The following is a 19,585-nucleotide window of genomic DNA, read 5'->3' as shown; positions in this document are numbered from 1 at the left end:
ATGATTTCCATCCTGGTCAAGAACCTACTGCGCTCAGTCGGTGTCCTGCTGACTGTCACGTTCGCGACTTTCGCTCTCATGTATGGCGACGGTCGCGGTATCGCCCGCGCTGTACTCGGCGTCAATGCAAGCGACGAGCAGGTCCAGCAGGAGGTCATCCGACTGGGCCTCGACCAACCACTTCTCGTTCAGTACTTCTCGTGGGCCAAAAATGCCCTCACGGGCGACCTTGGCCGCTCCTTCTTCACCGGCGAATCGGTAACCAGTGCACTGTCGACCAGAGTTCCCGTGACCATGTCCTTGGTGTTCTTCACCCTGGTTCTCATGATCATCATCAGCGTCCTATTGGGCGTCGCGTCGGCGCTCTATGGCGGATGGCTCGACCGCATAGTGCAGTTCGTAGCTATTGGCGGCGCCGCAATCCAGGCCTACATCATCGGAATCGTTCTCGTTTTCCTTTTCGCTGTGATCTGGCGGATTTTCCCCGCCACGGGATATGTGAGCCCTGCCGATGATGTGAATGGGTGGCTTTTATCGATCACGCTACCCGTTCTAGCCTTGCTCGTCGGCGCCATTGCCAACGCTGCGTCCCAGTTTCGTAGCGCAGTGGGCGACACCCTCCAGCAGGACTTCGTACGTACCCTGCGTGCCCGGGGGATCCCCGAGTGGCAGATCATCTTCCGGCATGTGCTCCGCAGCGCCAGCGGACCAGGGTTGATCGTTCTCAGTCTCGGCGTGATCTCACTCTTCGGCGGCGCGGTCTTCATTGAGTTGATCTTCGCCCTACCGGGCCTCGGTCAGCTCGCACAAAGCACCGCCATTCTCGGAGACGTGCCAATGGTGATGGGTGCACTTCTTGTCACCGTTCTGGTGATCCTCGTCGTCAACTTCCTTGCCGACCTCGCCGGCGCGGCACTCAACCCCAAATCGAGGATCAAATGAGCGATTTCATCGCAGCACCTATCGAAGCTGCCGCACCGCAATTAAGGTCCGGGGCGCGTCGATCCGCTTGGATCCGCCTGCTGATGAATCCGCTTGGGGCTTTCAGCATCGCGATCCTGCTTCTCATCATCCTCTTCGGACTCAGCGCCCCTTTGTTCGCGCCCTGGCAGCCCGGGGAAACGGATCTGCTGAACGCGAACTCGGGGCCCTTCACCCCGGGCCACCTGTTCGGAGCTGATCAGTCCGGGCGGGACATCTTCTCCCGGCTCATGTGGGGAACCAACGGCACAGTGATCGCCGCACTCATCACTCTCGTTGTGGCCCTGGTGGTCGGCCTGCCGGCAGGTCTGCTTGCCGGCTTCTACCGGGGACGGGCAGACATGATCCTCAACTTCCTGTCGGACGTCATCATGTCCCTTCCGGGAATTGTTCTGCTGATCGCCTTGTATTCGCTGGCCGGACCGAACATCAATCTTGCGATGGCAGTCTTCGGTGTCATCATCGCCCCGAATTTCTTTCGCCTCGTCCGCGCCGTCGTTATCAGTGTCCGCTCGGAGCTCTACGTTGATGCGGCGAAAGTGGTGGGTTTATCTGACCTGCGGATCGTTGGCCGGCACGTCCTCTGGGCCGTCCGCGCCCCCGTGGTCATCCAAAGTTCGTTCATCCTGGCCGGGGGCGTCGGAATCCAGGGTGGGCTGGACTTCCTCGGCATGGGTGATCCAGCGCAGCCCGCGTGGGGACGAATCCTTCAGCAGACCTTCAACAACATCTACACGACCCCCGCAGCTGTGCTCTTCCCGGCGTTGATCCTCACCCTGACGATCCTGGCCCTGATCCTGCTCGGCAATGCTCTTCGGGACGTGCTTCAGGAAACGTCGCGCAGCAAGGCCCTTTCCCCACGGCGTCGCAGAGCCCTTATCGCGAAGGCCGCGCAGGACAGAGAGGAAACTGCTACCGAATCGGTTGCGATCGGAAGTTCGGATGACGTCGTTCTGTCGATCCGTGGTCTACGCGTCGGATATCCCACGGGAGACGGAGTCGTCGAAGTAGTGCGTGGGGTGGACCTGGATGTCCGCCGCGGGGAAATCCATGGACTTGTCGGGGAATCAGGGTCCGGTAAATCGCAGATTGCGTTCTCTACGCTGGGAATCCTGCCACGCGAAGCGCTCATCCTTGGTGGCAGCATTCTCCTCGAAGGGGTGGACCTGCTGGAGGACAAGAAGCGGCTGCGCGGAGTGCGCGGCAGGCGTATCGCCTATGTTCCTCAGGAACCCATGTCGAACCTTGACCCCTCGTTCACGATCGGCGCGCAACTGGTCTACGGACTACGGGCCGCACGCCCTATGTCCGCAAAGGAGGCGCGCGAGCGGTTAGTGGCCCTGCTCGAACGGGTCGGCATCACTGATCCCGAGCGGGTCATGCGGCTCTACCCCCACGAAATCTCCGGCGGAATGGCTCAGCGGGTTCTCATCTGCGGAGCCATCGCGTCCGACCCGGATGTCATTGTGGCAGATGAACCAACGACAGCCCTCGATGTCACCGTCCAGGCAGACGTCCTCGAGCTTCTACGGGAGCTCAGCGCCGAACGAGGACTGGCCATGATCCTCGTGACCCACAACCTGGGTGTCGTCGCCGACCTGTGCGACACGGTCAGCGTCATGAAATCTGGACAGATCGTGGAACGCAACGACGTCGACGAACTGTTCGCCGCACCAAAGCAGCCGTACACGCAGGAATTGCTTGCGTCATCGCGTCGCGTCGAACTGATGGAGGCCTGATCATGTCGCAACCCATTCTCCAGGTGGAAGACCTGGTTGTCCGCTTCCCGGGACGCCGAGGACGTGAAACCACCGTCATCCATGGAGTCTCCTTCGACCTCCACGCCGGGGAAACCCTCAGCCTTGTCGGCGAATCCGGCTCCGGCAAGACAACGATCGGCCGGGCTATCCTCGGTCTGGCACCGGTCAGTGCCGGGCATATCACCTTCCGGGGCGAAACGATCAGCAACGTCTCCAGAGCTCAACGCCGCAAACTGGCCCGCAACGTCCAGGTCATCTTCCAGGACCCATACTCGTCGCTCAACCCCTCCATGACTGTCGAGGACATCATCGTGGAGCCCATGTCAGCTGCCGGGGTGACCGGCGGCAGGGAGAAGGTTCGGGGGCTTCTCGACAGTGTCGGGTTGCCGGCCGACGCCGGGCGTCGATTCCCCAGGGAATTTTCCGGAGGCCAACGCCAGCGCATTGCCATCGCTCGCGCCCTCGCGCTCGAGCCGGCAGTCATTATCTGCGATGAGCCCACCAGTGCACTTGACGTAACAACCCAGGCACGGGTTCTGACGCTGCTGGAACAAATCCAACAGGAGACCGGAGTGGCGTACCTTTTCGTCAGCCACGACCTCGGCGTCGTCCGACACGTAAGCGATCGGATCGCCGTCCTCTACCGAGGCAACATCGTCGAACTGGGAAACGCAGAGCAGGTAGCTACCCGGCCACACCACGACTACACCAAGCGGTTGCAAATGGCCGCTCCCATCGCGGACCCCGTCAAGCAGCGTGTACGCAGGGAGGCGCGCATGAAGTACCTCGCTGCGCACCCCGACCCCGACTTCACCACGCCAGCCGCCGCTACGTCCGTCTCCCTGACGCCGTAGCGCCACAACCCCTTCCGGCGCCCACCTGACGGGCCCGACTGACGGACAGGGTTGTCCGGCAGATCTACCACCTTTGGAGTACACATGACCTGGGCCGAAGCGCCGAGCGCGCCTCGATTTGAGCACCGCACCGATCTCGGGGCGGTGCTAGGCATCAACACGGCAACACCGCGCCTTTCCTGGTTCGTACCTGCAGCGGACGCGGACTATAGCCAGACAGCTGCCGAGATCGAAGTAGTGCGCGGTGGAGTTGCCACCGTGTACCCTGTCAGCGGACCGGAGCAGGTTCTGGTGCCATGGCCCGGTTCCCCGCTGCAGTCGCGGGAATCAGCGTCTGTCCGCATCCGCGTCGCGCACGACCAGCACTGGAGCGACTGGAGCTCACCGGGAGCCGTCGAAGCAGGTCTTTTCCACCCCGCCGACTGGCAGGCCCAATTCATCACCCCAACCCGGGTCGGCGCGGAGAGCACCCCGGCACCCATCCTCGCAGCATCCATCGATGCGCCCGACCGGGTGGTCTCCGCACGCCTCTACGCCACTGCCCACGGGGTGTACACGGCAACACTCAACGGGCAGCGCGTAGGCGACGAGGTCCTCGCGCCCGGATGGACGTCCTACAGTCACCGCCTCCGCTACCAGGTCTATGACGTCACCAGCCACATCACCCCCGGGCACAACGCGCTGGAATTCAAGCTTGGCAACGGCTGGTACCGCGGCCGGCTCGGCTACGAGGGTGCTCGCGCGCTCTACGGCGATAAACTCGCGCTTCTGGCACAGCTCGAAGTGACAACGGCCGATGGTTCCACCCTCATCCTCGGCACGGACGGAACATGGACCGCGCGGGAAAGCGAAATCCTCGCCGATGACCTCTACGACGGCCAACGGACCGACCTGCGCCGCGTGGGACAGGCATCGCCCCCCTCCCCCGTCAAGATCCTCGACGATGACCTGACCCGCCTTGTCGCGCCCGACGGGCCGCCGATCCGGGCAACCCAAGTCCTTCCGGCCCTGCACGTCTGGACGTCGACGAATGGCCGCACACTCATCGATTTCGGACAGAACGCCGTCGGCTGGATCCGGTTGAAAGTGCGAAACCTGCAGGCAGGCAGCGAAGTCGTCATCCGTCACGCCGAAATGCTCGAAGGAGACGGACTCGCCCTTCGCCCGCTGCGAAACGCTGCCGCAACGGATACCTATATCACCGCCGGCGCACCGGAGGAACTGCTCGAACCCGAATTCACGTTCCACGGCTTCCGCTACGCGGAGGTACAAGGAGTCCCGGACGTACGACCCGAGGACCTTGAAATGGTTGTCATCGGCTCGGACCTCACCCGTACAGGAACGTTCAGCACCTCCCACGAGCTTCTCGACAGACTGCACGAGAACGTTCTCTGGAGCATGCGCGGGAACTTCATCGACGTACCGATCGACTGCCCGCAACGCGATGAGCGCCTGGGCTGGACCGGCGACATCCAGGTCTTCGCGCCCACAGCGTCCTTCCTCTTCGACACCGCGGGATTCCTCACATCCTGGCTTGCAGATCTGGCCAGCGAACAACGAGCCGACGGTGCTGTTCCTCATGTAGTGCCGGTCGTCGAGACGGCACTGTCCTGGTTGCCGGCCGCAGCGTGGGGCGATGCGGCTACCTTCGTGCCCTGGACGCTCTATCAGCGCACAGGGGACCTCGGGATTCTCGCACGCCAGTACGACAGCATGAAGGCCTGGGTATCAAAAGTGACAGATGTCGCCGGACCCGACCTGGTGTGGTCAGGAGGATTCCAATACGGTGACTGGCTGGACCCAACAGCACCACCGGAAGCACCAGGGCGCGGCCAGACCAACCCAGACCTCGTAGCCACCGCCCACTTCGTCCGGTCCGCCGAGATTGTCGCAGCAACGGCACGGTTGCTTGATCGTGATGATGATGCCGCCAAGTACACACTCCTAGCCGACAGTGTCCGAAGCGCGTTCGCCTCCCACTTCGTCACCCCCTCTGGCTTGGTGATCTCCGACTCCACGACCGCGTACGCTCTGGCACTCCAATGGTCTCTCCTACCCACCCGGGCCCAGCAGAAAGAGGCCGGCGAACGTTTAGCGGATCTCGTGCGGAGAACGGGTTTCCGCATCAGTACCGGATTCGTCGGTACTCCCCTGATCTGTGACGCTCTTGTCGCAGCTGGGCACCCCGATGTCGCCCATCGTCTCCTTCTTCAAACCCAATGCCCCTCATGGCTCTACCCAGTGACAATGGGAGCCACAACAATTTGGGAACGCTGGGATAGCCTCCGCCCGGACGGTTCGATCAACCCGGGAGAAATGACCTCCTTCAACCACTACGCGTTGGGTGCGATTGCAGACTTCCTGCATCGGTCGGTAGCCGGCCTGGCTCCTCTCACCCCCGGGTACCGTGAACTGGAGGTACGGCCCGTACCTCCCACCGATCTCAAGTGGGCGGCAGCCAGCCATCAAACTCCTTACGGGCGGGCCAGCGTCCGATGGGAGCGCCTCAACGGCAGCATCGACCTGAAGCTGCAGGTACCTGTCGGAGCCACCGCCCGCGTCTACCTACCCTTCACCGATGAAGCTATTACCGTCGGTCACGGAGAGCACCAATGGTCTGTCCCGGATCGATCCCCACGAGCCGGAAACCACCAGAACCAGGCCACCATTCGGGATGTTGTGGACGACTCGGCCCTATGGAAGCTGTTGGAAGAGTTGGCACTTGACGCAGGGATAGCAACCGACGACGTACACCTGGCAGAACAACTGAGCCCATACCTCGACGCGCCCGCACGTTTCACGAGTAAAGCCCTGACACCTGACGAACGCCAGCCCGGCGTCCACCACTTCCGCAGGAGCGCGGACGGGATTATCGATAGGTTCGCGTCGTAATGGCCAAACCTCCTGATCCTCCGTACTCCACACGCCTCGCGGAGTACGTGGAGGCCGTCGCCCACTCTTTTGAGGATTCGACCTCCAGCACCGGTAGTCCAGGGCTGAGCCTCGTACCTGCTCTACGCAGGAAATAGACAGGTCGCCCGATGAGGCGGCACTACAGATTTCGGTGCGCACCGTAGGGCGCGATACCTGCTGCACACCGAAACAGGGGCCTGACTGCAGTGAGTGGCTGCAGTCGGGTCCCGCCCCATTAACCAGCCAGACCATCCCAAATCCCCCACCCATTGCGGAACTAGACCGGGTTTGACCGGAAACATCGGCTGCGGGCTGATGGGCGGGTCCACGGCTTTCTTCGGATAGGAGCTCTGATGAAGACCTCACCAGGTCCGCTGCTCGAGCGTCATCCACGACCTGTCCCCCCGGACGGGAGGGCTTTTCTCCTGCCCGTCCGCCGGGTGGCATGCCGAGCAGCCTTCGCTCTTTCTTCGGTTTTCTTTCGCCCTTCGGCTACGGCGCCATTGAACGACGCCGACCAGACTAGAGGTCAGGAGCAAGTACTCCGAGATCTTCCTGCCGGCCCCGGACCGTCCACCGGAGCCGGCAGGCAGCTTCCACCGCCGCATTCCGCCGGACGGGATGGGATCAGCAGGAACTAGCGGCAGCACAAGGAGCAGGCGTGACGACGATCGGCCTTCCCTCCGTTCCCTCCGGATCTCAGACCGGCGTACGGCAACCGGGCCAGACCGCAACCGACAGGACCCCTGTGCAGCTTCCCGTGCTCGACCCGCGGATCCTCGACGGCCTGGGGACAGAGCTCTCCAGTCAGGCGTGCGCGGTCCGGTTCGCCGAGCTGTTCGGAGAGATGCTTCCGCAGCGGATCCGCGCGGTCGAGGCCGCTCTCGCCGCGCGCGACGCCGACGCCGCCGTCGTCGCACTCCTCAGCCTGAAGGCGAGCGCCTCGATGGTGGGAGCGCTCCGGCTCGTGGAAGCCTCGTCCTCAGCCCTGGAACTCCTCGATGAGCCCTCGGAACACCCCGCGCTCGCCGTGCGGCTGCAGCGCCTCGGAACGGAATTTCAGTCCGCGCTGGGCGGCATCATCCGATAGCCGACACCGCGCACGGTGCGGATGAACCGCGGCGCCTTCGTGTCCTCGTTCAGCTTCTTCCGCAGGTTCCGGATGTGCACCTCGACGAGGTGCTGGTCGTTGACCCAGCCGTCACCCCAGATGCGGGCGAGCAAGGTCTCCCGCTGCCACACCCGGCGCGGCCCGGATACGAGCGTGGCCAGGAGGTCGAACTCGATCCGCGTCAGCGGCAGCTCGACCCCGTCGAGCATCGCGATCCGGCCCTCGGTATCGATGCTGATCGGCCCATGGACCAGCAGCCCCTCCACCTGTTCCGGCGGTGCAACCGTCGTCGTGGCGGCCACCTGCGGCGCGTCTCGCACCTCACCTCCGGCCACCAGCAGGGGCTGCGACACGCTGCGGACGGTACTCCGGGGACGGCGGAACATCGCGTTCACGCGCGCACCGACCTCGCGCGGGCTGAAGGGCTTGACCACGAAGTCGTCCGCGCCGATCTCGAGGCCGATCAGCCGGTCGATCTCGTCCTGCCGTGCCGTGATCATGATGACGTAGGCATCGGTCAGCGGACGGATCTGACGGCATACCTCCACGCCGTCGATATCCGGGAGGTTGAGATCGAGGGTCACGAGGTCCGGCTGGCGTTCCCGCACGAGCGCGACCCCCTGCCGTCCGTTCTCGGCCTCGAGAGTGGTGAAGCCGTTCATGCCCAGTGTCATGACCAGCAACTGCCGCACGTCGGCGTCATCTTCGATGACGAGTGCAACACGCGAATCGGGGTCGGATGTCATGGCTCCCACACTGCCAGATGATGGAACAAGGGCCCGGGAGCATCGCGGCCGTGCTCCCGATTTTCTGCCGAACCGCGTTCGCCTCTTTTCCATTGGACGGAATCGGTGTTCCGGCGGACCCGATGCCTGCTGCAGATTGGATGCAGGCGTACCAGTCGGCACGCCCTGCGGGCCCGCAACGAAGCGAGACAGACCATGGCAGCGCGAAAGATCCTCTCCACCCAGGTGGCCATCCTGGGGGCCGGTCCGGCGGGGCTGATGCTGTCGCACCTGCTGGCCCGTGCGGGAGTCGAATCCATCGTCATCGAGGTCCGTACCCACCAGGACATCGCCGGGACCGTCCGCGCGGGAATCCTGGAGCACGGCACGGTGAACCTCCTGGTGGACAGCGGGGTCTCGGACCGCGTGCTGCTCGAGGGCGACAGGCACGACGGCATCGAGCTGCGCTTTCACGGCGAGAGCCACCGGGTCGATTTCAAGGACCTGGTCGGGGAGTCGGTCTGGCTCTACCCGCAGACCGACGTCTTCCTGGATCTCGCCGCCCGGCGGGCGGCCGACGGCGGCGACGTGCGCTACGGCGTCACCGACACGAGCGTGCACGATGTGGAGGGCAGCCCGAAGGTCTGGTTCACCGACTCCGAGGGCGGAGAGTTCGAGATCCGGGCCGACTTCGTGGTGGGCGCGGATGGCTCGCGCAGTTCCTGCCGGCCTCTCGTGCCGGAAGCGCAGCGCACGTGGTATTTCCACGAGTACCCTTTCGCCTGGTTCGGCATTCTCGCCGAGGCGCCCAGAAGCTCCGACGAACTCATCTACGCCAATTCCGCCAACGGCTTCGCCCTGATCAGCCAGCGCACCGAGACGGTGCAGAGGATGTACTTCCAGTGCGACCCCCGGGAGGACGTCGCCGGCTGGGACGACGACAGGATCTGGGCCGAGTTCCGTGGCAGGGTGAACGGGAATGGCTTCGAACTGAAGGAGGGGCCCATCATCAGCAAGATGGTGCTGCCGTTCCGCAGCTTCGTCTCCACGCCGATGCGCCACGGCAACCTCTTCCTGGTCGGGGACGCCGCACACACCGTGCCGCCAACCGGCGCCAAGGGCCTCAACCTGGCCATCCACGACGTCCAGGTCCTCTTCGAGGGACTCGACAGCCACTACAACGCCCGGTCGCACCACCTCCTGGAGACCTACAGCGATCGCGCGCTGGACCGGGTCTGGAAGGCCCAGCAGTTCTCCTACTGGATGACGACACTGCTCCACACGCCCGCCGACGCGAACGACTTCTCCCGGGCCCGCCAGCTCGGCGAACTCAACTCGGTGGTCTCCTCCCGGCACGGCATGGCCTACCTCGCGGAGGCCTACACCGGCTGGCCGGATCCGCACTAACCCCCATCCCACCTCCCCCACCCGAACCTTCAGAAAGGAGCCGGCCGTGCCGCACGACACCGAGGCCCCGACGGACAAGCTCGTACCTGCTACCGAGGTCCCGGCAGCACGCGCTCCCCTGGACGCAGCCGTGGAGACCCAGCAGGACCTCAGTGCAGAGATCAATGGACTGGCCGACGCGTACGCGCGAGCCCGAAAGGACGGCGCTCCGGCCGAGATCCAGCCGCGGCTGGACTATCCGCCGTACCGCAGCAGCATCCTGCGGCACCCCACCAAGAGCCTCCACCACGCGGACCCGGAGACCATCGAGCTGTTCTCGCCCGCCTTCGGCCACCAGGACGTGCACGCGCTGGAATCCGACCTGACGATCCAGCACAACGGGGACCCCCAGGGCGAGCGGATCATCGTGGCGGGCAAGGTCCTCGACGGTGACGGCCGGCCCGTGGCCGGCCAGCTGGTGGAGATCTGGCAGGCCAATGCCTCCGGCCGGTACATGCACAAGCGCGACCAGCACCCGGCACCGCTGGATCCCAACTTCACCGGCATCGGCCGCTGCATCACGGGCCCCGACGGCTCGTACCGGTTCACCACCATCAAGCCCGGTGCCTACCCCTGGAAGAACCACCTGAACGCCTGGCGGCCCGCCCACATCCACTTCTCCCTGTTCGGTACCGAGTTCACGCAGCGCATCATCACGCAGATGTACTTCCCGGGTGACCAGCTCTTTCCGCTCGATCCCATTTACCAGACCATCGTGGACCAGGACGCCCGCGACCGGCTGGTGGCGAACTACGACCACGACCTGACGGGACCCGAGTGGGCGCTGGGATACAACTGGGACATCGTCCTGACCGGCCCGAAGCGGACCTGGACGGAGAACGAAGCACTTGGTACCGCAGGCGACGACAGCGAATAGGCAGACATGAGCAACCCGATCACCCAGCTCGTCCCCACCCCCGGCCAGACCGTGGGCCCGTTCTACGGGTACGCGCTGCCGTTCGAGAAGGACAACGAACTCCTCGCCCCCGGACTGGCCGGCTCGATCCGCCTCTCCGGCACCGTGTACGACGGCGCCGGAGAGACAGTGCCGGACGCCATCCTGGAGATCTGGCAGCCGGACGCCGACGGCAGGATCGTCCAGAGGACAGGGTCGCTGCGCCGCGACGGCTACACCTTCACGGGCTGGGGCCGCAGCGCCGTCGGCTACAGCGGCGTGTTCACCTTCACCACCGTCGATCCGGGCCCCACCTCCCCCGGGGCAGCACCGTTCATCTCGGTGGCCATCTTCGCGCGCGGCCTGACCAACCGCCTCTTCACCCGCATCTACCTCCCGGAGAACGAGGAGGCACTGGCCCGGGACCCGCTGCTGGCGTCGCTCGAGCCCGAGCGCCGCAGGACCCTTCTCGCCCGTCGGGATCCCGACGGCGGCCTCACCTGGGACGTCCGACTCCAGGGCGAAGGCGAAACAGTGTTCCTGGACTTCCAGTGACGGATTCCACCGCCCTGCCGACGGTTCCTTCCGGCCGGGCAGCCGACGTCGGCCTGCTCCGCCCGGTCTCCGCGTCACCCCGGGTGACGCTGCTGGCGGGGGACACCGCCGTGCTCGCGGCTCTCCTCGCCGTCGAGTCTGGCTGGGCCGCCGTGCTGGAGGAGGCCGGCCTCGCGCCCGCCGGGTCCGCCGCCGTCGTGGCTGCTGCAGCCGACCCGGACCGGTATGACGCCTCCGGCATCGCGATCCGCGCCCAGGACGGCGGCAACCCGGTGATCCCCCTCGTGGCGGACCTGCGGGCACAGGTCGCTGCACTGGACACCGCCGGCACCGGTGCCGGACAGGCGGTCCACGCCTCGCTGACCAGCCAGGACGTGCTGGACACGGCGCTGATGCTGGTGGCCCGCACCAGCGTGGACGCGCTCCTCGGGGACCTGGAGGGCACGACGGCGGCGCTCGCGGTCCTCGCCGAACAGCACGGGGAGACGCTGTGCGTGGCCAGGAGCCTGACGCAGCACTCCCTGCCCTACACCTTCGGGCTCCGCGCCGCGCAGTGGTTCCACGGCGTCGCCGCCGCAGGACGCCGGCTGGAGAACCTGGAGCTCCCGGTCCAGTTCGGCGGTGCCGCCGGTACGCTGGCCGCCGGAACCGCCCTCACCGCCGGCTCGTCCGCCACGCCGTTCAGCCTGGCCGACGCCCTGGCCCGGCAGCTGGGCCTCGCCACCGCCCCCGCACCGTGGCACACGAACCGCCTGGCGGTCACGTCGCTGGGTGACGCCCTGGCAGCAGTGCTGGATGCCCTGGGCAAGATCGCGGCGGATGTCCTGTTCCTCAGCAGGCCCGAGGTCGCGGAGCTGGCCGAACCGCGCGCCGCCGGCCGGGGCGTCTCCTCGGCGATGCCCCAGAAGCAGAACCCCGTCCTGTCGGTGCTGGTCCGCAGCGCCGCCCTGCAGGCACCGAACCTGGCCGCCCAGCTGCATCTGGCGGCCGCCACCTTCAACGATGAACGGCCCGATGGCGCGTGGCATGCCGAGTGGCCCGCACTCCGGCAGCTCCTGGCCCTGGCCCTCGGCGCCGCCCGCCAGATCCGGGAACTCACGGAAGGCCTGCAGGTCTTCCCCGACGCCATGTGCCGCAACCTGGACCTCGCCGGTCCGCTGCTGCTGGCCGAAGGCGTCCACGCTGCGGTGGCCCCCCTGCTCGAGGAGAAGGACGGCCGCAGCGGCAAGCAGCAGCTCCAGGCCGTGGTGGACCGGACGCTGCAGGCGCCGCCGGCGGAGCAGGGCGCCGCCTACCGCACCCTCCTCCGGGCCGCGGTGCCGGCGGGCCTGCTGACCGACCTCCAGCTGGAGGAGCTCCTGGATCCCGCCGGTTACCTCGGTCAGGCTGCGGAGATCTCCCGGCGTATCCTGGCTGCCTTCCCCGACTTCGCCTCCCCGGGTCCCGTCCCCTCCTCCGCGACCGACTTCCCGGCGACCGACTTCCCCGCTACCGATGCGAATGGAGCCCGCCGTGGCTGAACCTTCCCTGAAAGCCGTACTGCTCTCGCCCCAGCGGCCCCTGGGTGACCACCCCCTGCTGGTGGTGGGGCCGTCCCTCGGCACGTCCTCCCTCCTGTGGGAGCGGGCCGCGTCCCTGCTGGGCGCCGATTACGACGTCGTGGCCTGGGACCTGCCCGGGCACGGGGTCTCACCGGCCGCGGCGGAGGCGTTCGACGTCACCGCCCTGGCCGACGCCGTGGTGCACCTCGTGGACTCCATCGCCCCCGGCCGCTCCTTCCACTACGCCGGGGTCTCCCTGGGCGGGGCCACCGGCCTGCAGCTTGGGATCGAGCACGGCGACAGGCTCAGGAGCCTGTCGGTCCAGTGCAGCGGGGCCCGGATCGGAACTGCTGAGAGCTGGCTGGAACGTGCCGGGACCGTGCGCGCCCAGGGTACGCCGGTGCTGATCCAGGGCTCGGCGCAGCGCTGGTTCGCCCCGGGTTTCCTGGACCGCGAAGCGGAGCTCGGCAGCCGCCTCCTGCACGCCCTGCGGGACGCCGACCGCTTCAGCTACGCCTTCTGCTGCGAGGCACTGGCCGCCTTCGACGTCCGCGAGGAGCTGGGCGGCATCCGCGTCCCCACGCAGGTGATCGCCGGTGCCCTGGACGGTGTGGCGCCGCCGTCGCTGGCCGGGGAGACAGCCGAAGGGATCACCGCCGGCGGGGGCACCGCCACGGCCGTGACGCTGGAGGGAGTGGCGCATCTTGCTCCCGCCGAGGCGCCCGCGCACGTTGCGGAACTGATGCGGAGCCTCATCTCCTGGGCGGAATCACGTCAGGGATCGAAGGAAGCAGGCGCATGAGCAGCACCACCGGAGACACTTCCGGCAACGGAGTGGTCCAGCCCGACGCCACCAGCCAGGACATCTACGACGGCGGCATGGCGGTCCGACGCGAGGTCCTGGGCGACGCACACGTGGACCGCGCCAACGCCGCCAAGGACGCCTTCACCGAGGACTTCCAGGACATGATCACCCGGATCGCATGGGGTGGGATCTGGACCCGGCCCGGCCTGTCCCGGCAGATGCGCTCGGCAGTGACCATCACCGCCATGGTGGCGCACGGTCACTGGGACGAACTGGCCATGCACATCCGGGCCGCCGTCACCAACGGCCTGAGCCGGGACGAGATCAAGGAGATCCTGCTGCAGACCGCGATCTACTGCGGGGTCCCCTCCGCGAACACGGCCTTCAGGACCGCGCAGCAGGTCTTCGGGGACATGGACAGGGAAGAGACGGACAACAGGTCATGAACCAGGCTTTCGTGTACGACGCCGTGCGCACTCCCTTCGGCAAGTACGGTGGTGGTCTCGCCGGGGTCCGCCCGGACGACCTCGCGGCGCACGTGATCCGGGAATCGGTGAAGCGCGCCCCCGGGCTCGATGTGGAGCGGATCGACGAGGTGGTCTTCGGCAACGCCAACGGCGCCGGCGAGGAGAACCGCAATCTCGCCCGGATGGGCACCCTGCTGGCCGGCCTGCCGGTGTCCATCCCCGGCACCACCGTGAACCGCCTGTGCGGATCCTCGCTCGACGCGGCGATCATCGCCTCCCGGCAGATCAACGCCGGCGACGCCGACTTGATGCTCGTCGGCGGCGCCGAGTCCATGAGTCGGGCCCCCTGGGTGCTGCCCAAGACCGAGAAGCCCTACCCCGCCGGTGACATGGCCCTCGCGTCCACCACGCTGGGCTGGCGCCTGGTCAACGAGGCGATGCCCAGCCAGTGGACCATCTCCCTGGGCGAGGCCACCGAACGGCTCCGCGAGAAGTACGCCGTCAGCCGCCACGCGCAGGACGACTTCGCCGCGAAATCCCACAACCTCTCCGCCGCGGCCTGGGACGAGGGCTTCTACGACGACCTCGTGGCAGCCGTGCCCGGCACGGACCTGGTCCGGGACGAAGGGATCCGGCCCGGTTCCACCGCCGAGAAACTGGCCGCCCTGAAGACCGTGTTCCGCAACGACCCCGAGGGCGCCGAGGCGGGCGGAACGGTCACCGCCGGCAACGCATCCCCGCTGTCCGACGGCGCCTCCGCCGCCTGGATCGGCAGCGAGAGGGCCGCCGGGCTGCTCGGACTGGAGCCGCTGGCGCGCATCGCCGGGCGCGGGGCGCACGCGAACGACCCGCAGTACTTCGGCTACGCCCCCGTGGAAGCGGCGAACAAGGCCCTCGCGAAGGCGGGCATCGGCTGGGACCAGGTGGGCGCGGTCGAACTGAACGAGGCGTTCGCCGCGCAGGCCCTGGCCTGCATCGACGCGTGGGGCATCGACCCGGCCATCGTGAACCGCCACGGCGGCGCGATCGCCATGGGCCATCCGCTCGGCGCCTCCGGCACCCGGATCCTGGGCACGCTCGCCCGGACCCTGCAGGCGTCGGGAGAACGCTGGGGGGTCGCGGCCATCTGCATCGGCGTGGGCCAGGGCCTCGCCGTCGTCCTCGAGAACGTCACGTCCACCAGCACCAACACCAACAACACAGGGAAGGCCTAGGCGATGCTGGACTTCGTAGACACCGTCGAGGCGGCCGTGGCCGGGATCGAGGACGGCTCCACCGTGATGATCGGCGGGTTCGGCAATGCCGGGCAGCCGTTCGAGCTGATCGACGCGCTGCTGGACTGCGGTGCCCGGGACCTGACCGTGGTGAACAACAATGCAGGCCAGGGCGACCAGGGGCTGGCCCTGCTCATCAGGGAAGGCCGGGTGAGGAAGATGATCTGCTCCTTCCCGCGGCAGTCCGACTCCTGGCACTTCGACGCGAAATACACGGCGGGCGAGATCGAACTCGAACTGGTGCCGCAGGGCAACCTCGCCGAACGCATCCGCGCCGCCGGGGCCGGCATCGGGGGATTCTTCACTCCCACCGGGTACGGCACCATGCTGGCCGAGGGCAAGGAGACCCGCATCATCGGCGGCCGGGGCCACGTGTTCGAGACACCCCTGGCCGCCGACGTCGCCCTGATCAAGGCCCTCACCGCCGACCGGAAGGGCAACCTCGTCTACCGCAAGACCGCCCGCAACTTCGGCCCGATCATGGCCGCCGCCGCACGGCACACCATCGTCCAGGTATCCGACATCGTGCCGGCGGGGGCACTGGACCCGGAGACCATCGTGACCCCCGGAATCTACGTCAACAGCATCGTCCGCGTCACCGGCAGGACAGACAGTGCCGGCACCACCGCGGGTACAGCGGAAAAGGTGGCCTGACATGAGCGTCCAGTCCAACGAGAAGTACCTCCGTACCTCCGACATCAAGACTTCCGACCTCCAGACCTCCGATGCCCCGCTGGGCCGGAACGACCTGGCACGCCTCGTGGCTGCGGACATCGCCCCCGGCTCCTTCGTGAACCTCGGCATCGGCCAGCCCACCCTGGTCTCCAACTACCTCACGGCGGAACAGGACATCACCCTCCACACCGAGAACGGGATGCTCGGCATGGGGCCCGAGGCCCACGGAGAGGAGATCGACGGCGACCTCATCAACGCCGGGAAGATCCCCGTCACCGAACTCCCCGGAGCGTCCTACTTCCACCACGCCGACTCCTTCGCCATGATGCGCGGAGGACACCTGGACATCTGCGTGCTCGGCGCCTTCCAGGTCTCCGCCACCGGTGACCTCGCGAACTGGCACACCGGCGCACCCGGAGCCATCCCCGCCGTGGGCGGCGCCATGGACCTGGCCACCGGTGCCAAGGACGTGTTCGTCATGATGACCCTGCTCACCCGTGAGGGCGCCTCGAAGATCGTCGAGTCCTGCACCTACCCGCTCACCGGGGTGGGCTGCGTGACCCGGGTCTACACCGACAAGGCCGTGTTCCTCACCGAGCCCCAGGGCGTCACAGTCCGCGAGACCTTCGGCTGCACCCTCGAGGAGCTGCAGGACCTGGTGCCCGTCCCCCTCACGGCCGCCGTGGAGCCCTGAACCGACAGGGCGATGCTCCGGCCGAAGGCGGTGCAGATTTAGTTCCGGCTATTGAAATCCTCCCTCGTGGCGGGAGCTCCGGGTCGGCCAGACTGGAGGTCATGCCCGGCACGGGCCGGCCGACCGGAAAGAAGGAAACCATGTCCCTCAGCGTTGAGGAAATGAACACGCAGCTCCCGCTTGCCAATGTGCTGCCCGGCGAGGCGGTTCCCTATTACATGGCCTCGGGTGAGGGTGCCCGCTACGAGCTGGACGGCCAGCTGGTCACGGTCATCGCGCGTGCCGCCGACACCGGGGGGATCTTCAGTGCTGCCTACATCTCCGGGGGTATGGGAGCCGAGTCGCCGTTCGTCACCCACGCGGTGGAACACAAGACCCTCTACGTCTTCGACGGCATCCTCCACGTCTGGCTGCCCGGCGAGAGCCGGATCCTCACTCCGGGCGATTCGGTCGTCATCCCGCCGAACACCCCGCATGCCTACCGTCTGGCGAGCCACTACACCCGCTTCCTGAACTGGATGACACCCGGCGGTGCGGAAGCCTACTACGAGCGGGTCGGCACCCCCATCGACTCCCACGTCCCGCCCGTCCGTGCCGGCCGCAGGCCCACCCGCGAGGAGCAGGCCGCTGTGGGCGCCGAATTCGGCATTTCGTTCCCGGATGTCGAGCGCGTGGCCCCCTCCTTCCGGCACGACGCCGGCCTGCCTCCTGTGCAGAGCCCCTACTTCCTCAGTGCCGGCGAGGGCGAGCGCCTGGTCAGCTACCAGACCATGTTCACCTACCTGTCCCGACCCGCGAACACCGGCTCCAACTACTTCGCCGTCCACACCAAGGGTGCCAAGTCGCCCTACATCCCGCTGCACTTCCACTCCGAGCACACGGAGAACTTCCTGTGCACGGAGGGCCGGATGTGGCTCTACGCCAACGGCCGGGAGATGCTGCTCACCAAGGGCGATTTCGTCCACGCTCCGGCAGGCACCATCCACTCGTTCGCCTTCGATGCGCACAACACCCAGATGGTGGGCTTCCTCACGCCGTCGGTCTTCAACGGATTCTTCGAGTACTTCAACAAGCCCACCGAGGACTACATGTACACGGAGGGCGGGCAGCCCTACATGGACATGGAAGGCTTCGGCCGCGCCCAGGCCGAGATGGACCTGACCGTGGTGGGTCCCCCGCCGCAGCGCCGGGCGGCACTCGACATCTCCTGACCGCAGGGGGACAACGGAGGGCCGCAGGCAGACAGCGAAGGGCCCGGACCTCCGAGAGGACGTCCGGGCCCTTCCTGCGGGCCGTTCCGGAATGCCTTCCCGAGCCTCGACCGGGTGTTACGGCGCAACCGCCGGGAATCACCCTGCTGGCGGTACGTGCCAGAACTGGCGGAGTTCCCGGCGTGGATCATCTGCCACGCGTGGCACTTCGTCCAGGACCATCGTCCTGCGGCCCGGTGCGTAGGGCGGCCAGGCGGGCAGCTCCTCGGCAGCGGGCCGGCCCGCGCGCGCGAAGGCGGCCCATGCGGTGCTCATCATGGCGCTCAGGCCGTGCGGAGGGGCCCCTCCGGTGAGGAACGCCGCCTCGGGCGAGTCCAGCTGCCGGAACACGAACGGGACGTCGAGGGCGTGGCAGGCGCCCAGCTTCCCGCCCAGGGCAGGGCTGCGCCAGCTGAACAGGTAGGAGAAGGTGTTCCCCGAGGATCCTTGCCGGGCGTCCAGGAGACGGTTGCTGGGCTGCCGGTACACGGCGTCGGAGATGGCCGCTTCCAGGAGTTCCGTGCCGCTGGGGACGGAGCCCACTGCGGACTGGAGAGCCCGGGCGTACTCCTCCTCACGTCCCGGGACGGCCCCGCCGTCCGCCAGCACGGCTGCAGCGCGCTCCGGGTAGGACGGATCCGAGGGATGTTCCGGGCGCATCTGCACCGCGAACGATCCCTCGTTCAGGTTTGTCCCGACCAGCAGGTCGACGTCGGAATTGGTGCCATTGCGTACTGACTCCAAGGGGGGCGCCGGAAGCGACGGCGTTCCGACGGTGGGCTGGAACGGCAGCGGAACGGCGAACGTCCGTGCCGCGGCGCGCTGTACCAGGATCTCCTGGGCGTCGAGCAGTCGCTCCACCGGAAGCGCCAGCAGCTCCGCAGCGTAAGCGCGGTCCAGGCCGCAGAGCTTGAGGAACTCGAGGGTGATGCGCGAGGAGTCCTCCGTGCTGCGGTACCTCTCAGCCGTGCCGCTCTGCAGAATCGCCCGCCGGAACAGCCCGCGGGAGGCAGGCATCCCCAGCAATGTGCCCACGGCAGCAGCACCGGCGGACTCACCGAAGACCGTCACGTTGCCGGGGTCCCCGCCGAAGGCCTCGATGTTCCTGCTGACCCAGCGCAGCGCCTCGAGCTGGTCGAGAAGAGCAAGATTGGAGGAGTCAGCATAGTCGGCGCCCAGCAACTCACCCAGATGGAGGAAGCCCAGCGCGCCCAGCCGGTAGTTGATGGTGACCACGACCGTGCCGGTTGCAGCCGCGAGGCGGGCGCCGCCGTACAGTGCGTCGCTGCCGGAACCGGACAGGTACGCACCGCCGTGGATCCACACCAGAACCGGCAGTCGGGAGCCGCCGTCCGGCGTCCAGACGTTCAGGTTCAGGCAGCCGCTTTCGCTCCAGCTCCGGGGCTTGCGGCCGGGTGAAGCGGGGGTTTCCGGATTCTGCGGCGCCGCGGGCCCCGGCGCCGTGCAGTCCCGGATGCCGGTCCAGTCGGCGGCGGGGACCGGCGGGAGGAACCGGCGCTTTCCTGCGGGAGAGCCTGCATACGGGATGCCACGGAAGGACCGGACGCTTCGGCCGTCAACTTGTGCTGCGGTGCCGCGGACGATTCCTGCGGACGTGGTGGCCAGGGTCATGCCGGCC

General features: G+C 67.0%; 17 protein-coding genes. 15 read left to right on the top strand and 2 right to left on the bottom strand.

What is annotated here, in order from left to right; all coding sequences use genetic code 11:
* The 5 genes from P5G52_RS03200 to P5G52_RS03180 all read left to right on the top strand — a co-directional run bounded on the left by P5G52_RS03200 (position 1) and on the right by P5G52_RS03180 (position 7,598).
* Positions 1-942, top strand: a complete 942-nt coding sequence (locus P5G52_RS03200) for an ABC transporter permease (RefSeq protein WP_301224612.1) — start codon at positions 1-3, stop codon at positions 940-942.
* Complete coding sequence (locus P5G52_RS03195) at positions 939-2,720, top strand: dipeptide/oligopeptide/nickel ABC transporter permease/ATP-binding protein (protein WP_301224610.1); 1,782 nt, start codon at positions 939-941, stop codon at positions 2,718-2,720. Before P5G52_RS03200 ends, P5G52_RS03195 begins: the two co-directional genes overlap by 4 nt.
* Before the next feature lie 2 nt (positions 2,721-2,722).
* Entirely contained in the window at positions 2,723-3,595 is an 873-nt protein-coding gene (locus tag P5G52_RS03190; protein WP_301224608.1) for an ATP-binding cassette domain-containing protein, read from the top strand.
* An 84-nt stretch (positions 3,596-3,679) separates the two neighbouring features.
* On the top strand, positions 3,680-6,487 hold the full coding sequence (locus tag P5G52_RS03185; RefSeq protein WP_301224607.1) for a glycoside hydrolase family 78 protein: 2,808 nt from the start codon (positions 3,680-3,682) through the stop codon (positions 6,485-6,487).
* Between the two features lie 682 nt (positions 6,488-7,169).
* Positions 7,170-7,598: a hypothetical protein gene (locus P5G52_RS03180; protein ID WP_301224606.1), complete on the top strand. Its 429-nt coding sequence runs from the start codon at positions 7,170-7,172 to the stop codon at positions 7,596-7,598.
* Here P5G52_RS03180 and P5G52_RS03175 read toward each other — a convergent pair.
* Positions 7,568-8,365: a response regulator transcription factor gene (locus P5G52_RS03175; RefSeq protein WP_301224604.1), complete on the bottom strand. Its 798-nt coding sequence runs from the start codon at positions 8,363-8,365 to the stop codon at positions 7,568-7,570. The two genes, P5G52_RS03180 and P5G52_RS03175, sit on opposite strands and share 31 nt — an antisense overlap.
* Positions 8,366-8,560: 195 nt before the next feature.
* On the opposite strand from P5G52_RS03175, the gene P5G52_RS03170 reads away from it, so the two are divergent.
* From P5G52_RS03170 to P5G52_RS03125, 10 genes are all read left to right on the top strand, one after another.
* Positions 8,561-9,751, top strand: a complete 1,191-nt coding sequence (locus P5G52_RS03170; RefSeq protein WP_087071841.1) for a 4-hydroxybenzoate 3-monooxygenase — start codon at positions 8,561-8,563, stop codon at positions 9,749-9,751.
* 46 nt (positions 9,752-9,797) lie between these two features.
* Positions 9,798-10,667 carry a protocatechuate 3,4-dioxygenase subunit beta gene (gene pcaH / locus P5G52_RS03165; RefSeq protein WP_301224600.1) on the top strand — a complete coding sequence of 290 codons (870 nt, stop codon included), beginning with the start codon at positions 9,798-9,800 and terminating at the stop codon, positions 10,665-10,667.
* Between the two features lie 6 nt (positions 10,668-10,673).
* Entirely contained in the window at positions 10,674-11,240 is a 567-nt protein-coding gene (gene pcaG / locus P5G52_RS03160; protein WP_301224598.1) for a protocatechuate 3,4-dioxygenase subunit alpha, read from the top strand.
* A complete protein-coding gene (locus tag P5G52_RS03155; protein WP_301224596.1) occupies positions 11,237-12,760 on the top strand; it encodes a lyase family protein in 1,524 nt (507 codons plus the stop codon). The genes pcaG and P5G52_RS03155 overlap by 4 nt, the downstream gene beginning before the upstream one ends.
* Positions 12,753-13,583 carry an alpha/beta fold hydrolase gene (locus P5G52_RS03150; RefSeq protein WP_301224594.1) on the top strand — a complete coding sequence of 277 codons (831 nt, stop codon included), beginning with the start codon at positions 12,753-12,755 and terminating at the stop codon, positions 13,581-13,583. The genes P5G52_RS03155 and P5G52_RS03150 overlap by 8 nt, the downstream gene beginning before the upstream one ends.
* Entirely contained in the window at positions 13,580-14,032 is a 453-nt protein-coding gene (pcaC, locus tag P5G52_RS03145) for a 4-carboxymuconolactone decarboxylase (protein WP_301224592.1), read from the top strand. Before P5G52_RS03150 ends, pcaC begins: the two co-directional genes overlap by 4 nt.
* A complete protein-coding gene (locus P5G52_RS03140) occupies positions 14,029-15,267 on the top strand; it encodes a thiolase family protein (protein WP_301224590.1) in 1,239 nt (412 codons plus the stop codon). The genes pcaC and P5G52_RS03140 overlap by 4 nt, the downstream gene beginning before the upstream one ends.
* A gap of 3 nt (positions 15,268-15,270) precedes the next feature.
* Positions 15,271-15,981 (top strand): 3-oxoacid CoA-transferase subunit A, encoded by a 711-nt coding sequence (locus P5G52_RS03135; protein WP_301224588.1) that lies wholly within the window; start codon positions 15,271-15,273, stop codon positions 15,979-15,981.
* A 1-nt stretch (position 15,982) separates the two neighbouring features.
* Positions 15,983-16,696: a 3-oxoacid CoA-transferase subunit B gene (locus P5G52_RS03130; RefSeq protein WP_301224586.1), complete on the top strand. Its 714-nt coding sequence runs from the start codon at positions 15,983-15,985 to the stop codon at positions 16,694-16,696.
* Positions 16,697-16,836: 140 nt separating this feature from the next.
* Complete coding sequence (locus P5G52_RS03125) at positions 16,837-17,907, top strand: quercetin 2,3-dioxygenase (RefSeq protein ID WP_301224584.1); 1,071 nt, start codon at positions 16,837-16,839, stop codon at positions 17,905-17,907.
* 138 nt (positions 17,908-18,045) lie between these two features.
* Here P5G52_RS03125 and P5G52_RS03120 read toward each other — a convergent pair whose 3' ends face one another.
* A complete protein-coding gene (locus P5G52_RS03120; RefSeq protein WP_301224582.1) occupies positions 18,046-19,578 on the bottom strand; it encodes a carboxylesterase/lipase family protein in 1,533 nt (510 codons plus the stop codon).
* Positions 19,579-19,585 lie beyond the last annotated feature (7 nt).

The sequence above is a fragment of the Arthrobacter burdickii genome, from assembly GCF_030433645.1.
GTDB classification, from domain to species: domain Bacteria; phylum Actinomycetota; class Actinomycetes; order Actinomycetales; family Micrococcaceae; genus Arthrobacter_D; species Arthrobacter_D burdickii.
Note: the sequence above shows the minus strand (reverse complement) of the source record. Positions and strands in the feature narration are given on the sequence as shown.

Bases quoted from the DNA above. Each gene is read 5' to 3' on its own strand.
- P5G52_RS03200 (WP_301224612.1), top strand. From the start codon at position 1: ATGATTTCCATCCTGGTCAAGAACCTACTGCGCTCAGTCGGTGTCCTG.
- P5G52_RS03195 (WP_301224610.1), top strand. From the start codon at position 939: ATGAGCGATTTCATCGCAGCACCTATCGAAGCTGCCGCACCGCAATTA.
- P5G52_RS03190 (WP_301224608.1), top strand. From the start codon at position 2,723: ATGTCGCAACCCATTCTCCAGGTGGAAGACCTGGTTGTCCGCTTCCCG.
- P5G52_RS03185 (WP_301224607.1), top strand. From the start codon at position 3,680: ATGACCTGGGCCGAAGCGCCGAGCGCGCCTCGATTTGAGCACCGCACC.
- P5G52_RS03175 (WP_301224604.1), bottom strand. From the start codon at position 8,365: ATGACATCCGACCCCGATTCGCGTGTTGCACTCGTCATCGAAGATGAC.
- P5G52_RS03170 (WP_087071841.1), top strand. From the start codon at position 8,561: ATGGCAGCGCGAAAGATCCTCTCCACCCAGGTGGCCATCCTGGGGGCC.
- pcaG (WP_301224598.1), top strand. From the start codon at position 10,674: ATGAGCAACCCGATCACCCAGCTCGTCCCCACCCCCGGCCAGACCGTG.
- pcaC (WP_301224592.1), top strand. From the start codon at position 13,580: ATGAGCAGCACCACCGGAGACACTTCCGGCAACGGAGTGGTCCAGCCC.
- P5G52_RS03140 (WP_301224590.1), top strand. From the start codon at position 14,029: ATGAACCAGGCTTTCGTGTACGACGCCGTGCGCACTCCCTTCGGCAAG.
- P5G52_RS03135 (WP_301224588.1), top strand. From the start codon at position 15,271: ATGCTGGACTTCGTAGACACCGTCGAGGCGGCCGTGGCCGGGATCGAG.
- P5G52_RS03130 (WP_301224586.1), top strand. From the start codon at position 15,983: ATGAGCGTCCAGTCCAACGAGAAGTACCTCCGTACCTCCGACATCAAG.
- P5G52_RS03125 (WP_301224584.1), top strand. From the start codon at position 16,837: ATGTCCCTCAGCGTTGAGGAAATGAACACGCAGCTCCCGCTTGCCAAT.
- P5G52_RS03120 (WP_301224582.1), bottom strand. From the start codon at position 19,578: ATGACCCTGGCCACCACGTCCGCAGGAATCGTCCGCGGCACCGCAGCA.